Origin of the sequence: Colwellia sp. C1TZA3, assembly GCF_007954265.1 — a bacterium.
Classification (GTDB): Bacteria; Pseudomonadota; Gammaproteobacteria; order Enterobacterales; family Alteromonadaceae; genus Cognaticolwellia.
Genome location: NZ_VOLS01000035.1, coordinates 1 through 16,565 on the forward strand (window position 1 = coordinate 1; position 16,565 = coordinate 16,565).

Genomic DNA, 16,565 nt, shown 5'->3' on the forward strand with positions numbered 1-16,565 from the left:
TGAAGCACTTAGAAATAAAATAGGCGATAAAGGTGCTATTCCAGTTATCCCGAGAAAGAAAAATTCCAAAGTAGGTAATGATGATATCGATTGGTGTTTATACAAATACCGACATTTAGTTGAAAATTTTTTTGCTCGCCTCAAGCATTACCGGGGTATAGCGACAAGATACGATAAATTAAAAAGAAACTATGAAAGCACACTCGCATTGGCATACTGCATAATATGGCTGCCAATGTAAGTGGTTAAAATATGAATTTGAAAGATCAACAGACCCTAGTTAAATGGGATTTTGTTATGATACCCCACATTATCCCCCTTAATACTGAACCCTTAAGCTAACCACTTGAATTTAAATGAAATCATCTTGTTTCATGTATTTAAAATATGATTAATAATAAAATCAGAGATCTAAATTTTTCTGTTCATTAAATTTATACCCTAACGCTTTATAGCCTTTTTCCCGTTTCTTCCACATACGCTGTAACGTCGGAAAATCATCAATAAAATCGTAAACTTGAATAACAGTTTTACTACTCCATTCTCGCTGAATTCGTCCAGCGTATTGCGCTAGTATTCCCTTCCAAGCTATCGGTAGCGTTATAAATAAAGTATCTAAATGTGGTAGATCAAAACCTTCACCAACATATTTTCCTGTAGCTAAGATAACAACAGCTTCATCCTTGCTTGGTTTACTGGATAAGAAAGTTATTCGTTCTTGTCTTTGCTTTGTTGAAATACCACCATGCAGTTCAACAACCTTTACCCCCTTATCAGCCATCAATTTAGCAAGTAACTCAATATGCTCTTTTCTTTCGGTAAGCACCATTACAGATCTACTGTTATTCACCGACAGCTCTATGCTGTTAACAATCATTTCATTTCTAGCTTGATCACAAACTAAGTGTTTATAAACTTGAGATATATGTGGTTTAGTATCAGGAATTAACCATTCTGAAGGAAAAATAGTATTAGTTTTGACCACATTAACATGCTGTTCAAAGCTACTGCTGGAGCTTGCTGCCTTATACAGAACAGAGCCTATTTGGAAGTGCATTAATTTTTCTAAACCATCTTGGCGTTTAGGTGTTGCCGTAAATCCGTGAATATATTTAGCATGCACTGACTTTATCAAACACTCATAGTTTGATGCTGGCAAGTGGTGGCATTCATCTATTAATATTTGCCCATATTTTTCAATGGCAGGTTTAATGTCTATGCCATTACGGCTAACGAGGCTTTGATAAGTAGCTACATCAACTTCATAGGTCAGCTTATCTTTACCACCTAATAATGAACCTACTTCCACGTTCGCTAGGAATACTTTTATCCGTTCAAGCCATTGTTCCGCTAATTGGCGGTTATGAACCAAAATTAAGGTATTCACCTTCCTTTTTGCGATAAGAGCTAATCCTGTAACGGTTTTACCAAAACCCGTCGATGCAACAAAAACACCATTGGTTTGTGCAAATAAAGCATCAACAGCTTTTTTTTGCTGGCTTTTAAGTTTACCCGTGAACTTGATTTTTTCTAGTTGGCTACCTTCAAATCGTTTATCGCTATATTCAATCTCTATTTTTTGGCCTGATATGATGCGAGTAACTTCGGCTAAACAGCCTCTAGGTAAGATTAAATAACCATTTTCTATATGTGCGGAACAAATATATCGACTTGTACCAATTGTTGAAAAGCGTAAGGCTTGTCGTTTGTAGAACTCTGGATTAGAAAATACTGCACAATGTTTTAACTTAGCCGTCAGTTTTCCGGGTAAATTAGCGATTGGAACATATAACTGATCAGCTAGCGTTAATGTGATTATCGAAGGACAATCATTGATCTTAATGTTGTCATTATCGTTAATTTTCTTCCATGGTTCATTATGTGCAATATCACCTGGCACACTTTCAATATAAGAATTTAGCTGTTTAAGCGTTGATTGAAGCTGAGGTTTAGTCACTTTTTGAGTAGCTGCCAATATTGACCACTGATCATTATAAGGGATGCCTTCATTGTTAATGAAAACACTATTTTTATATTTTCTTGGCTCTAGCTGTAGTGGTAAAGCAATCAGATTACCAAAGCCACCCTCTGGCATAATATCTTGATTAGGGAATAGTCTATCGAAGCAATCAAATGATAGTAACGGATAGAGTTCCATTGTTTTACGAAGTAAACCATTGCCTAATCGCCGAGCATCTCTAGCAGCTACCGCTTGTGAGAAAAAGATCCATATATGACCACCGTTACCACTTCTTGAACGTTCTAATAAATAGGGAATATTTAACGATTCACAAGTCTTTGCAAATGCAGAAGTAGCTGAAAACCAATCTTCTTTATCAAAATCTGCAGCAAGTAAATACGTTGAGTTATCACTTAATAAGGGGTAGATACCTATAGTTTTTATGCCTTTTAAGTGTTCGTAGACGGCTTGCTGATCAGGCACTTTAAAGTTTTGGTTTTTACATTCAGTACAACTGACTTTTGGTTTGTTGCAAATTTTTGGCTGCCATTCATTCCAGCAAGCAGGTGAATAACCACTTCGACCATTTTTTGATTCCCATCTAAATGGGTAAACATCGTTACGGCCTTTAAAGTATGAAAGAAAAAGGTTAATTTTAGATTCAGGAGAGGCGTGTAGATTGAAAGTTTGGGCTAATTCAGCTTCATGTTGCGTTATTAATACTTGGCGATCATTAAGCAAAGCAAGTCGCTCTTCATTTAATAATTGAAGACGAGCATCTATGTTGGTAAGTTTATTAATATGGCTTTCAGGCATGATTATAACCTCACCCTCATACGATTTTTTTGTAATGTTCATATTTAAAGCACACATGCTTCAAATTTTAAAAATAATATTGAAATAAAACAACCTTTGCTTCATAATTAATTTAACAACTAACCCTACTTCCACGCGCAGCATTGAGTCTCCTGGATATAGGGAGAAAAAGCCGGCCTTAGTGTCGGTTTTTTTATAACTAAAATCTAAGGGTTAGCTTTGAAGACGCGAGTATACATTGATGGGTACAATTTATATTATGGCTGTCTTAAGCGAACACCTTATAAATGGCTAGATCTATCCAAACTATTTATCAATTATATTCTACCTAGTTCCTCAGAAGAAACACACTCTTATCAAGATCTAAGCATTAAGTTTTTTACAGCTGATATTGTTGGTAAAGCAGCAATGTCTTCAGATTCATTAAATGATCAACAGGCTTATCACCGCGCTTTAAACTTCAATAATGAAGGCAATCAACTAGAACTTATCAAAGGTTATTACGCAATAAACGCTACACGTGCATTCAAAATTGACGCAGATGAACCAAATAAACCGCCTAATGAATGTGAATATGTTGATATCTGGAAACTTGAAGAAAAACAAACTGATGTAAATATTGCTGTTGAATCGCTATTTGATGTATTAACTGATGATACGATCGAACAAGTTGTCTTTGTAACTAACGATACTGATTTAGCCCGTGTTTTAGAAAAGATAAAATCTCTGGGCAAAGTTAAAGTTGGCTTAGTTATCCCAACTACAGATAGCATTCGAAATCCAAATGAAAAACTCGATAAATTTTCTGATTGGACCAGAAAGAACATTTCGATTGATGAACTAAGGTTGTCTCAATTGCCAAGGGTGGTCCATGGTGGAAGAAAGCCAGTCGTTAAACCTATAGGCTGGTTTGGACAGCCAACGATAATTGAGAAAATAATCGAGATATTATTACAAGTAGAAAAAAATCGAAGTAAATGTTGGAGGTGGTTAGAAACTGCACCACCAACCTTTGAAGACTTACCTCAACTAACTGAACTTCCAATTGCGTTACTCAATGATGAAGATACTGCCAACATTGTGCTTCAGTACGCCCATAGACATGTTCATATTCGTCAAAATAAAAATTAAGTTACTATTTAGATCGGCATGACCAATTATTCTAATGGTAGGGTGTAGTTGTGTTATAAATTAGCCTGCCAATTGAAAATTTTAGATGGCCTAATAAAAAGCCCGAATATTGCTATTTGGGCTTTCAATTAAATTACTAGAATCACATAATTTAGGGTTTAAACCCTATTTTTACATCATGCCGCCCATTCCACCCATACCGCCCATGCCGCCCATATCAGGTGCGCCGGCATCTTTAGTTGGTGCGTCGGTGATCATTGCTTCTGTTGTTAGCATTAAGCCAGCAACTGAGGCAGCAAACTGTAAGGCACTGCGCGTTACTTTAGTTGGGTCAAGAATACCCATTTCTAACATATCGCCGTAAGTACTATTGCTAGCATTGTAACCGTAGTTACCTGTGCCGCCAGTACGTACTTGATTTAATACTACTGAGGCTTCATCGCCTGAGTTAGTTGCGATTTGACGTAAAGGAGCAGACATTGCACGGATAGCTACATTAATACCGTGAGTTTGATCTTCGTTGCTACCTTCTAAGTCTTTAATAGCATCGGCTGCACGAACTAAGGCAACACCACCACCAGCAACTACGCCTTCTTCTACCGCGGCACGTGTTGCATGTAATGCATCTTCAACACGGGCTTTTTTCTCTTTCATTTCCATTTCAGTTGCAGCACCAATTTTGATAACCGCAACACCGCCAGCTAATTTAGCTAAACGTTCTTGTAATTTTTCTTTATCGTAGTCAGAAGAAGAGTCTTCAATTTGACCGCGAATTTGTGCGACACGTGCTTTAATTTCATCGTCTTCGCCAATACCATCAATAATAGTTGTATTGTCTTTAGAGATAACGACACGTTTAGCTTGGCCTAAATCTTCTAATGTTGCTTTTTCAAGCTCCATACCGATTTCTTCAGAAATCACTGTCGCTTTAGTTAATGTTGCGATGTCTTGTAACATAGCTTTGCGACGGTCGCCAAAACCTGGTGCTTTAACAGCTGCAACTTTTACGATACCACGCATGTTGTTAACAACTAGTGTCGCTAGTGCTTCGCCTTCAACATCTTCAGCAATAATAAGTAGTGGCTTACCCGCTTTAGCAACACCTTCAAGTGTCGTTAATAATTCACGGATATTCGAGATTTTTTTATCAACTAATAAAATGAAAGGGTTTTCTAATTCAACACTGCCACTTTCTTGGTTATTGATAAAGTAAGGAGAAAGGTAACCACGGTCAAACTGCATACCTTCAACAACGTCTAGCTCGTCAGTTAATGCTTGACCTTCTTCAACAGTAATAACACCTTCAGTGCCGACTTTTTCCATTGCTGTTGCAATGATTTTACCAACAGTTTCGTCAGAGTTAGCTGAAATCGTACCTACTTGCTCAATAGCTTTATTGTCGCTACATTCTTGCGATAAACCTTTAAGTGCTTCAACTGCAGCAATGACTGCTTTGTCGATACCACGTTTAAGATCCATTGGATTCATGCCGGCGGCAATCGACTTTAAACCTTCGTTTACAATCGCTTGTGCTAAAACAGTTGCGGTAGTGGTACCGTCACCGGCTTCGTCATTGGCTTTAGAAGCAACTTCTTTCACCATTTGTGCGCCCATGTTTTCGAATTTATCGTCTAATTCGATTTCTTTTGCTACCGATACACCATCTTTAGTGATCGTTGGGCCGCCAAATGATTTGTCTAAAACTACGTTACGACCTTTAGGGCCTAAAGTAACTTTTACTGCATCTGCAAGTACGTTAACGCCTTTAAGCATTTTTGCGCGTGCGTCGTTACCAAATAATATGTCTTTTGCTGCCATTTTCATGATTCCTTGTAAACTCTATTTGTACCCAACTTAATCGGTACAATAAAATGAGTAAAATTAATAGTTATTCGACGATGGCTAAAATGTCAGACTCTGACAAGATAAGCACTTCTTCACCGTCAATTTTTTCAGTTTTTGTGCCGTAGCCTTCACTAAAAATAATTTGGTCGCCAATTTTTACATCTAAGGCACGTATGTCACCATTTTCTAGCATTCGGCCTTTGCCTACAGCAACAACTTCACCACGTGTTGACTTTTCAGCAGCACTACCCGTTAATACAATACCGCCAGCAGACTTTGCTTCGACTTCTTTACGCTTGATGATCACACGATCGTGTAATGGACGAATACTCATTTGGTTCTCCAGAAAAGTTTTATTTTATAAAAATAATGGGTTAAAATTTTGATGCTATTTACTTGTAGAAGTAAGATGGGGATTAAATAAAACTTCACAAGTCCCTCTTGATTTTTTTTTAATCTTTGCGTTCAAATTCACCATCTAAAGTTTGACCTTTACTTGGTGACTGAATATTTTCTTGAGATGGGCTTTCAGGTTGTTCAGAAAAATCACCTTGATGTTGGCTCTGTTTAGCACCGTGGCTATGAAACTGAAAACCGTGCTGACCACTGTTCTTACTAGAGAGATGCGACATAACACTACCGGTAATGGTATGACGAACCGCGGGGATCAGTAGACTCAAGCCTAAAAAATCAGTAACAAAACCGGGAGTTACCAACAATATACCTGCAACTAGCAGCATTAAAGCGGTAACAATTTCATCTGACGGCATTTGTCCTTGAGCCATTTTTGTTTGCACCGAATTTAAGGTTGAAATCCCTTGTTGTCGGACATATTTCGCGCCCAGCCACGCGGTGAAAATTACCATAGCAATGGTTGGCCAAACGCCTAAAATGGCGCCAACTTGCATCAAAACAAAAATTTCAATGATCGGAATAATGATAAAAAGTATAAATAGCAGGCGAAACATAATCGTTCCTAATAATCTTTAATGAAACTAATATGGGGATTAACAGGTCTTTTTCAAGCAAGCTAGTTTTTTAGCTCTGTGCAATATCATTAGGTCACTTATATAACCATAGGGTTGATACTTACTGATTGAAAAATATTAGCGTAAACTGCCCAAACGGCTGTTATACCAAGTTGATTAATTACCTGCTCATTTTTAATGGTTAAAATGAATAACTACAGCGTTATAAAATTTATAAGGTGAATAACTACTGACTAAATTTTATGCCTTGTATTTATCCATTTTTCCTCATGAAAAAGGTGATCACTTAATTAATCAAATTGGTATTATTAACTCATTTGGCAGACATTAGTTTTTTTTGGCTTACTTTCGAAAGCTTAAGTGCAAGCACTTAAGCTTTCATTAAGGTACTTTTGATAATATAACTTTGTTAATCTAGCAAATACGCTTATGTAAATGCCGACTATAGCTATAGCCTAAGTTATTACTGAGTAATTGGTTTGTAAAAAGTTCGCCATTTATGCCAAGAGTTTATCGAACAGATATCGGTTTATTGCTGGCAAAAAATGTCTTTAGTGAAGCACAGATGGCACTATTTACCAGAATACATTGGCACACTTTGATTTGTTTTAATAATACAATCAAGCCATGCACCTATAACCGTGATCATTCAAGGTGCCTGAATTTGTGTCGAATTTAAAATTTTATGGACAAGGCGTTTGATTGAGTAATAGCGAGCTATTGGGATTGAAAACAACGCGGCACATAGAGTTTTAAAACGTTTCAAAACACGCAAGTTGAATGATTATGGATATATACAATACACCTGAAGTTATCGCCTTGAACATCCAGCAAGGTGATCATCAATATTTAAACTGGATCAACGAGTCTTTAAAATATCGGTTATGAAAAAATTTGTTACTGTTTTTTGGTTAATACTTACAAGCTTATGTTTTGCTACAACACCATTAGCAAATGCTCAAGAGTCAATTTTTAACACGCCAGCATCGCTCTTTAGTAATGACAATGAGTTTTTAAAAGTTGATGATGCTTTCATTTTTGACTTTCACCAACAAAAAGACAAATTAAAAGTAAGTTTTAATATTGCTGATGGTTATTATTTGTATCGTCACCAATTTAAATTTACCAGTGAAAACACCACTATTGTGCCGGTCAACTTGCCTGAAGGTGAACGCCATGAAGATGAGTTTTTTGGTGTTCAACAAATTTTCACTGGCCAACTCGCCTTTACCATCGACATTACACAAGCCAAAAGTGATGCCAATATCACTATTCGCTATCAAGGCTGTGCCAAAAAAGGCTTATGCTATCCGCCGACCAAGCGAACAGTTGAGGTAAATCAGGTCGAACTAGTAGCAGACTCTACAAACGACGCTAAAAGTATTTTGTCCGCACTGGGTACCAATAGCGAAGATAAAGCTAACACCGAATCAGTTAGCTCTACAGGCAGCATCAACAGTCAAAGTAACCTAGCACAAAGTAATAATGCCAATAGTAGTGAGCAACACCAATTGGCTGATATGTTAAAAAGTGACAGCTTGTGGCTAACACTAGCGGCATTTTTTGTTGGTGGTTTACTGTTATCTTTTACTCCTTGTGTTTTCCCTATGTACCCTATTTTAACTGGTATTATTGTTGGTCAAGGTGACAAGTTATCAACTAAAAGAGCCTTCGCCTTATCTTTTGCTTATGTGCAAGGAATGGCGGTTACTTATACCTTACTCGGCATTGTCGTAGCTATTGCCGGTGCACAATTTCAAGCGATGTTTCAGCACCCCATCGTACTTATTGCCTTAAGTTTATTATTCATTTTCTTAGCACTTTCTATGTTTGGCACCTTTAATTTAGCCCTGCCAAGCAGTTGGCAAAATAAGTTGAATCAGCTAAGTAGTAATCAAAAAGGTGGCTCTTATTTCGGTGTACTAGTAATGGGCGCTATTTCGGGTTTAGTCGCCTCTCCTTGCACTACAGCACCATTAACTGGTGCGCTGTTATATATTTCCCAATCAGGTGACATATTACTTGGTGCGTCAGCACTCTATGCGCTTAGTCTAGGTATGGGGTTACCCTTACTGGTATTAGGCAGTTCAGGTGGTAAGTTACTACCTAAAGCGGGTAACTGGATGAACGTTATTAAGAATGTTTTTGGCTTATTACTGCTTGCCGTACCAATATTCTTGCTCGAACGTTTCTTACCACTGATCATTATAGATATACTTTGGGTAACGCTTATATTGGCAACTGCTGGTTACTTTTATACCGTCAATCAAAGCTCGGCTAAAACCTTTGGTTTTGGTTTGCGTAGTATTTTAATCTTTTTAGTGTTCTTCATCGGCGCAAATAAAGCCTACCAACTGGTTTATCCTGTGGCTAATAATGTCTTGGTATCACAACAAACAGAACACCGTGGCTTTGAACATGTGAAGAACTTAACTGAGATGAATCAAGCAATTGCAAAAGCTAATGCGCAAGGAAAAACTGTGATGGTTGATCTGTATGCTGACTGGTGTGTCGCGTGCAAGGAATTTGAAGAGTACACCTTTTTTGAAGCCAACGTGCAAACAGCACTTGCAGATACGGTATTGCTGCAAATAGATTTGACCGACACCGGTTCAAAAGACAGTGTCGAGTTGATGTCTAGGTTTGAAGTTTTTGGTTTACCGTCAATTTTATTCTTTGATTTAGCCGGTAATGAATTATCACAACGCAGAGTTACTGGTTTTATGGCCGCTGATGAGTTTTCAGCACATGTTGATAAAACATTCACGCCTTAGTTAATAAAGATAATGATAAAAAAGCGCCTCGAGGCGCTTTTTTTTATCTAATACCAGTTCCATTAAGTTTGTGATCTTGTTGTGCGCAGGAAAAATAGCTCAAGTGAGCAATAAATTAATGGGGTTGGTATAACTTTGCCCGGTCCTAAATAAGGTGGGCACTTCTCTAGCAATGAATTCGAGACTTCAACTGAAATCTGCAAGCGTTGAACTGATAACGGCTCGTCTACATTAATTAACAACTGTGTTTGAATTTGCCAAAACCTTCCAGTGACCATCAACAATATCACAACGAATAAAGTCAAATATCTCAGCCTCAGGAATTGGCTTTGAAAAATAATAACCTTGAATAAGATCACAGTCATTTTCAGTTAAACTACGGAGTTGGGCTTGCGTTTCCACACCTTCAGCAATCACGATAAGACCTAAATTTTTCACCATGGCTATAGTGGACATAATAATTTGAAAATCAGCGTCATTATCTAACATACCAAAAACAAAGCTCTTATCAATTTTAATAACGTCAACGGGCATACGCTTTAAATAAACTAAAGAAGAATAACCGGTACCAAAATCATCAATCGCAAAACTAAAGCCTATCAGACGTAGTGCATCCATAGTGGCTATCGCTTTATCCATATCTTTTACTAACGTTTGCTCGGTCAACTCAAGCTCAAAACTTTCGGCGTTAAGGTCAAACTCTTTTAACAACCCCTCGAGATAACCCAGCAAGTTAACATCAGCAAACTGCGCTGCAGATAGATTAATCGCTATTATTACATCGCTAAGACCTACGTCTCGCATACCCGCATATAATTGGAAACAGCGGCGTATAACCCAATAACCAAGCTCAATCATATGCTCTGAATTTTCTAAAATTGGAATGAAGTCCTCAGGAGAAACCATACCTCGCTCAGGGTGTTGCCAACGCAACAGGGCCTCAAAGCCATGCACCTTATTGGTTTTTGCCACCAGTTGAGGCTGCAAACTTAAACTAAACTGCCCCTTAGCCAGTGCTTGTTTTACTTCCCCTTCAATCATAACTCTATAGGCCAGACGCTTAAACATATCACCATGGTAGATAAAGTACTGATCACCACCGTTACCTTTTGCTTCGTACATGGCAATATCTGCGTGACTGACTAACTCGCTGGCTTTTATCAACTTACCATCGGTCATTGCGATACCAATACTGCTGGTGACATAAAACATGGCGGTATTAATTTTTATGGGCTGTTGGAAGCTTTTTATTATAGTTTTAGCCACGTGCTGTGCTTTTTCATAGGAGGTATTATTCTCTAATAAAATAACAAATTCATCTCCACCAAAGCGACACACCATATCAGCACTACCGACACTGAGGTTTATGCGCTTGGCCGCCTCGACAAGTAACATATCGCCCTGACCATGACCATGACTATCATTTACCTTTTTAAAATCATCTAAATCAAGAAATAAAATACCCACATTGTGACTATGACTTGCTGCACTTTTTAACTGTTTACACAATTGGTAATTCAACATATTGCGATTAGCCAACCCAGTTAGCAGGTCATACATGGCAATATTTTCTAATTCCTTAGTCTTTTGCGTCACTTCAATATTTAATTGTTCCAATTCATAACTTAAATCAGTGGTGGCATTAATCAGAACATCAATTTCATCCGGAAACATTTTTGATTGACTGTTTTTAACCGCACGAAATTGTTCAAACTCTTTACGAGCTAGTAAGGGCAAGGTGTCTGCAAGTACTAATAGCCTTTTAGTAAAAGGCCCAGCAACAAAATGTACTAACAAGGCTAAAATGATAAAAATAGCGAGCGCTGATAGTATGAATTGCGTGCGATACGCTTGATATTTATGGGTAAAAGAGCTGACATTGTCAACCTGAGCCATATAAAAACTTTGAGATGCTGAAGATGCTAACGGCAACATATTAATTAAATAACTACTATTTTGATGTTCAACTTGCAAGCCATTCGCTTTCACTTCTGACAATAAATCAGAGGGTTGATTTTTCCTAAAAAGCACAGACATTAATTGTGTGGCAGACGAAGTAATTATTTTTGCTTGTGCTAATGTCGCTGCTTGCGACTGATCAAAGGAGACGATTGCAACTTGGTTTTCTAATGCTTGATTAATAGCATATATAACATCAACAAAGGAAATGGCCATTGTCACTATGGCCATTTCACCGTGGGAATTTAATATTGGCATCGACACTAACTGTCGACACTCCTGCACACAACTTAAATAGTAATCAGGAGCATAACTCTCACTAACTCTGCTCATACTGGCAAGCACTTGCTTAGACAGTGGCGCAGATTTAACAATTGGTTTAAGTTCATTTGACACCAACCATAATGCTTCCACATTATAATTTATTTGTAGGGCATCAAATTGTCGTTCCAAAGCACTTGCTGCGAGATCAAAGTCGGTTTGTTCTTTAAGCTTAATAAGATCAGTAAATGACTCTAGCCAAAGGGCTACTCGCTCTCTAATAATGCGACTTTGCATGTCAAGCTGTGCATTACCTTGACGCAATTTATTACTTTGATATTGAGCAAACTCTTGATCCAATCTAGCAACTGACAATATAGAAATAGATAAACTCAACAGTAATAACGCACTCACCACTAAGACGAAAAATTTTACCGAAACACTAACAAATTTCACTTTCATCACTAAAACCAATACATAAATTGAATAGCCCAAACCTGCCAGTTTTTACTATCGTTAGCGATGGGATTTGGCTGAACGAGAGGTGATAATCTTGCCCCACCCTGCATCCAATGGTACTCCGCATTGACGCGGAATTTATCAGAAAAATCATAAGAAACACCGATCATAGAATCATGATGAAAGCCAAAATATGATGGCACTAATCCACCTGAGTTCTGCGCTAATTCACTACCATTTCTATCGTCTTTATTGGCATAAAAGCTTTCGTATCGGGTTAAAATAGATAAGTTTTTTTCTAACTGATAACTCGCTTGTAGATAATACCCTTGACCTATTTCATCACGATGAAAATCAGGAAAATAAAAACCATTAATCACAAAGCGCTCTTGCACTAGTTCCGCGCTGAATTGCCAAAACTCACCTTCATAAATAGCATTTATGGTATAAAACTGAAGAACAAAGTCACTATCAAAAAAATTATCAATGCCTGCCTGCTGATAGCTAAACGTAGCATCGTTGGCTGAAATGCCAAATCGCCACTGTGAGTATGACGGTCGCCAGTAAGTACTCGCTTGGGTATCAAGGTCATGAACAATTTTACCTAAGGCAAACCGACCAATAATAACATCAGTCTGCTCCTCTGAAATCACACTTTTACCTCGACTAAAATTAAAGTCAATTTCTCCTAAAACATCATCGCTATAACTTAACTTAACTGCCGCACCATCTCCACCAACGGCAAGATCTCGAAAACCATCAAAATAGGTCATTTGCGGATTAATAATTGAAGGACGTGCAAAGGGTATATCGCGAGTGCTGGAATATAACCAATGATTATTTTTCACTCGGCCGACATAAAAGCTAGCTTGCCAAGTCTCATTATGAAAAGCATCCCACTCCAAAAGTAAATAATCTAAACGAGGCCCTGCGTGATAACGATTACCACCATTGAGGTAAACAGCTTGACCAGCAATACGAAAGTCATCATTGAGCTGATACGAGGCATTGATACCCACTTCCGTCAGTTCTAGTGAAATACTTTCATCGGTATTAATGTAATTACTGTTATTGGCATCAATAACACCTTGAGCTACAAAACCATGAATCTGTAGCGGTTCATTTTTGATCTCAGCGGCATTAATACTCATTGTCAAACATAAGCTGCACAATGTACTAAAGTAATAATTTGATAAGTTAGACGGTCTAATCATCAATTTCAATGATGTTAACATCCTTGACCTCCAATAGATTTTCCACATAGCCAATAGCACCTTTGGTCGATTTTATGGCCTGAATAAGCTCGCGTTCATTTGCGACTTCGATAGGAGCAACGCCGTAGCCCGAAAAGGTCAGTTTGTGCCATATACGATCAAGTTGATAAGGAAATAAACGTAATTGTTCTCGACAGAACTTTTGATGAAGTGGATTTTTGCTCGCCAAAACGTAAACCACAATAGGGGTACCATTTTGCCAATGAACTTGGCGCATCGAATAAATACGGCGCAGTTGTGTAACAGACAAGGATTCAGTATCAGCCGTTATGTTTGAAATAATATTAATTGCTTCTACTTGAGGACTAAAAAACAAGATTACAGCAGCAACGTTTAAAAATATGGCTTTAATAATTTCATCCTTGTTAATAACAGAAGACGACACGACAACATTTAACTAATGACTTATTTTTCGTGAAACCCGTTAAATCAATGAATTAATTAAAATTCCTAAGAAATTTAGTTTACTAAATTTATTATAACTCGGCTAATATTAATAGCTTTATTTTTCCTACAAGTGATAAGACCAGTATTTTGCTGCTATATTCTGCGAAAACACTATAATAATCGTCAAATAGGATTAATCTTAATATTTGAGCCAAATTTATTTCAACACACAGTCAAACATGACATGATGCTACTATTACTTAACAATTAAGGTGTTTTTACCGAAGATGACTACAAAGTTTAACATTTTAGTATTAAATGGTCCTAACTTAAATATGTTGGGCAAACGTGAACCTACTATTTATGGCTCGTTATCATTAGCTGATATTATGGCCAATTTAGCCCAGATAGCCAACAAGGCTAATGTGCAGCTAAGCCATAAACAATCAAATGCTGAGCATAGCTTAATTAACGAAATTCATGCAAGTTTTGAAAAAATAGACTTTATTATAATAAACCCAGCGGCTTTTACGCATACTAGTGTTGCGCTTAGGGATGCATTATTGTCGGTTAACATACCCTTTATTGAAGTCCACTTATCAAACGTGCATGCGCGTGAGTCGTTTAGACAGCATTCCTATTTATCAGATATTGCCGTAGGCGTTATTAGTGGTTTAGGCGCTAATGGCTATGAATATGCTTTGGCTGCTGCAACACATTGGTTAGAAAAAAATAAAAAATAAATAAGCACTTAAATGATGATATTCATTTAAGTTTCACACACATAAATTTAATAATGATCAAAAAGGTATTCAAATGGATATTCGTAAAATTAAAAAACTCATTGAATTGGTTGAAGAGTCAGGTATCAACGAATTAGAAATTTCTGAAGGCGAAGAATCAGTACGTATTAGCCGTGGTGCCACCGTTATGCAAGCAGCTCCTATGATGCATGCAGCGCCTGCTCCAGCGCCAATTGCTGCACCTGCACCGGCTGTTGCAACGGAAGCGGCAGCTCCAGTAATAACTGGACATACTGTGCGCTCGCCAATGGTTGGCACTTTCTATTCAGCAGGTTCGCCTGATGCCCCTGCATTTGTTGCCGTTGGCCAACATGTTAATTCTGGCGATACATTATGTATCCTTGAAGCAATGAAAATGATGAACCAAATCGAAGCTGATAAATCAGGTGTCATCAAACAAATTTTAGCCGTAAACGAAGACGCTATTGAATTTGATCAACCGCTATTCATCATTGAATAAGCCCAACCTTTAAGGGTATTTTCATGTTAGATAAAGTTGTTATCGCCAATCGCGGCGAAATTGCCTTAAGAATATTGCGTGCTTGTAAAGAGCTTGGCATTAAAACCGTTGCTGTACACTCCACAGCCGATAAAAGCCTTAAGCACGTGTTGTTAGCCGACGAAACCATTTGTATTGGTAAACCTGCAGCAATGGATAGTTATTTAAATATTCCAGCCATTATTACCGCTGCAGAAGTGACTGATGCTGTAGCAATTCATCCTGGCTATGGCTTCCTTGCTGAAAATGCTGATTTTGCTGAACAAGTAGAAAAGTCAGGTTTTGCCTTTATTGGACCCAAGGCGGAAAGTATCCGTTTAATGGGTGATAAAGTTTCAGCTATTAAAGCGATGAAAGCGGCTGGTGTACCTTGTGTACCTGGCTCTGATGGTCCGTTAACCGCAGATGTTGAAGCAAATTTAGCGCACGGTAGACGTATTGGCTATCCAGTTATCATCAAAGCCTCTGGTGGTGGTGGTGGCCGCGGTATGCGCGTTGTTCGCCGTGAAGAAGATTTAATTGAATTTATTCAATTAACCAAAGCTGAAGCGCGAGCTACTTTCAATAATGACGTAGTTTATATGGAGAAATTCCTAGAGAACCCACGTCATGTTGAAATTCAAATTATGGCTGATGGCCAAGGCGCTGCCATTCATTTAGGTGAGCGTGACTGTTCAATGCAGCGTCGTCACCAAAAAGTGGTTGAAGAAGCGCCTGCGCCAGGTATTTCAGCTGAAGTGCGTGCAAAAATTGGTGAGCGTTGCTGTAATGCTTGTATCGAAATCAACTATCGTGGTGCCGGTACCTTTGAATTCTTATACGAAAACGGCGAATTCTATTTCATTGAGATGAACACCCGTATTCAGGTAGAGCATCCAGTGACTGAAATGGTTACAGGTGTTGATTTGATCAAAGAGCAGCTTCGTGTTGCCGCAGGTCAGCCACTATCTTATACGCAAGACGATATTAAAATATCTGGCCATTCAATTGAATGTCGAATTAATGCGGAAGATCCACGTACATTCGTGCCATCGCCAGGAAAAATCACTCGTTTTCACTCTCCAGGTGGATTAGGTGTACGTTGGGATTCGCACATTTATGCGGATTACTCAGTGCCGCCAAACTATGACTCAATGATCGGTAAGTTGATTACTTGGGGTGATAGTCGTGAAGTTGCCATGGCGCGTATGCGTAACGCATTACGTGAATTAATTATTGATGGCATAAAAACCAATATTGCATTGCACCAAGATATTTTAAATGATCAAGGCTTTATTGATGGTGGTGCTAATATTCACTATCTTGAAAAAAAACTTGCTGAATTAGAATAAAGCGTAAAGCTGTTACCCGTAAAAAAGCTCTGCATACAGAGCTTTTTTATTTATAATAATTCTTATTGATAGCAAAA

General features: G+C 38.0%; 14 protein-coding genes. 7 read left to right on the plus strand and 7 right to left on the minus strand.

The features are described 5' to 3' along the window. A partial coding sequence (locus tag ESZ39_RS11260; RefSeq protein WP_146879999.1) for a transposase occupies positions 1-241 on the plus strand: 241 nt, incomplete at its 5' end. A gap of 162 nt (positions 242-403) precedes the next feature. On the opposite strand, the gene ESZ39_RS11265 is transcribed toward ESZ39_RS11260, so the two are convergent. Continuing rightward, positions 404-2,776: a TOTE conflict system archaeo-eukaryotic primase domain-containing protein gene (locus ESZ39_RS11265; protein ID WP_146880000.1), complete on the minus strand. Its 2,373-nt coding sequence runs from the start codon at positions 2,774-2,776 to the stop codon at positions 404-406. 408 nt (positions 2,777-3,184) lie between these two features. Here ESZ39_RS11265 and ESZ39_RS11270 point away from each other — a divergent pair, with 408 nt between their 5' ends. Beyond that, complete coding sequence (locus tag ESZ39_RS11270; RefSeq protein WP_411266877.1) at positions 3,185-3,907, plus strand: NYN domain-containing protein; 723 nt, start codon at positions 3,185-3,187, stop codon at positions 3,905-3,907. 171 nt (positions 3,908-4,078) lie between these two features. On the opposite strand, the gene groL is transcribed toward ESZ39_RS11270, so the two are convergent. The 3 genes from groL to ESZ39_RS11285 form a co-directional block, all read right to left on the minus strand. Next, entirely contained in the window at positions 4,079-5,725 is a 1,647-nt protein-coding gene (gene groL, locus ESZ39_RS11275) for a chaperonin GroEL (protein WP_146880002.1), read from the minus strand. Between the two features lie 70 nt (positions 5,726-5,795). Next, positions 5,796-6,086: a co-chaperone GroES gene (locus ESZ39_RS11280; RefSeq protein WP_146880003.1), complete on the minus strand. Its 291-nt coding sequence runs from the start codon at positions 6,084-6,086 to the stop codon at positions 5,796-5,798. 118 nt (positions 6,087-6,204) lie between these two features. Beyond that, positions 6,205-6,720 (minus strand): FxsA family protein, encoded by a 516-nt coding sequence (locus ESZ39_RS11285; protein WP_146880004.1) that lies wholly within the window; start codon positions 6,718-6,720, stop codon positions 6,205-6,207. 807 nt (positions 6,721-7,527) lie between these two features. On the opposite strand from ESZ39_RS11285, the gene cutA reads away from it, so the two are divergent. Both cutA and ESZ39_RS11295 read left to right on the plus strand, forming a co-directional pair. Then, the gene (gene cutA / locus ESZ39_RS18390) at positions 7,528-7,629 is read left to right on the plus strand and encodes a divalent cation tolerance protein CutA (RefSeq protein WP_191321768.1); all 102 of its coding nucleotides are present in this window, start codon (positions 7,528-7,530) and stop codon (positions 7,627-7,629) included. Beyond that, positions 7,626-9,515, plus strand: coding sequence for a protein-disulfide reductase DsbD (locus ESZ39_RS11295; protein ID WP_146880006.1), 1,890 nt, complete (start codon positions 7,626-7,628; stop codon positions 9,513-9,515). Before cutA ends, ESZ39_RS11295 begins: the two co-directional genes overlap by 4 nt. Positions 9,516-9,746: 231 nt before the next feature. Here the strand turns inward: ESZ39_RS11295 and ESZ39_RS11300 are convergent, their stop codons facing one another. Genes ESZ39_RS11300 through ESZ39_RS11310 form a run of 3 tightly spaced genes read right to left on the minus strand, consistent with a single transcriptional unit; the run spans position 9,747 to position 13,853 of the window. Further along, the gene (locus ESZ39_RS11300) at positions 9,747-12,197 is read right to left on the minus strand and encodes an EAL domain-containing protein (RefSeq protein WP_146880007.1); all 2,451 of its coding nucleotides are present in this window, start codon (positions 12,195-12,197) and stop codon (positions 9,747-9,749) included. 2 nt (positions 12,198-12,199) lie between these two features. Next, positions 12,200-13,345, minus strand: coding sequence for a hypothetical protein (locus ESZ39_RS11305; RefSeq protein WP_146880008.1), 1,146 nt, complete (start codon positions 13,343-13,345; stop codon positions 12,200-12,202). Between the two features lie 55 nt (positions 13,346-13,400). Beyond that, positions 13,401-13,853: a hypothetical protein gene (locus ESZ39_RS11310; RefSeq protein ID WP_146880009.1), complete on the minus strand. Its 453-nt coding sequence runs from the start codon at positions 13,851-13,853 to the stop codon at positions 13,401-13,403. Between the two features lie 289 nt (positions 13,854-14,142). On the opposite strand from ESZ39_RS11310, the gene aroQ reads away from it, so the two are divergent. The 3 genes from aroQ to accC all read left to right on the plus strand — a co-directional run bounded on the left by aroQ (position 14,143) and on the right by accC (position 16,488). Then, a complete protein-coding gene (aroQ, locus tag ESZ39_RS11315; RefSeq protein WP_146880010.1) occupies positions 14,143-14,598 on the plus strand; it encodes a type II 3-dehydroquinate dehydratase in 456 nt (151 codons plus the stop codon). A 73-nt stretch (positions 14,599-14,671) separates the two neighbouring features. After that, a complete protein-coding gene (gene accB, locus ESZ39_RS11320) occupies positions 14,672-15,118 on the plus strand; it encodes an acetyl-CoA carboxylase biotin carboxyl carrier protein (RefSeq protein ID WP_146880011.1) in 447 nt (148 codons plus the stop codon). Between the two features lie 23 nt (positions 15,119-15,141). Beyond that, the gene (gene accC / locus ESZ39_RS11325) at positions 15,142-16,488 is read left to right on the plus strand and encodes an acetyl-CoA carboxylase biotin carboxylase subunit (RefSeq protein WP_146880012.1); all 1,347 of its coding nucleotides are present in this window, start codon (positions 15,142-15,144) and stop codon (positions 16,486-16,488) included. Positions 16,489-16,565 lie beyond the last annotated feature (77 nt).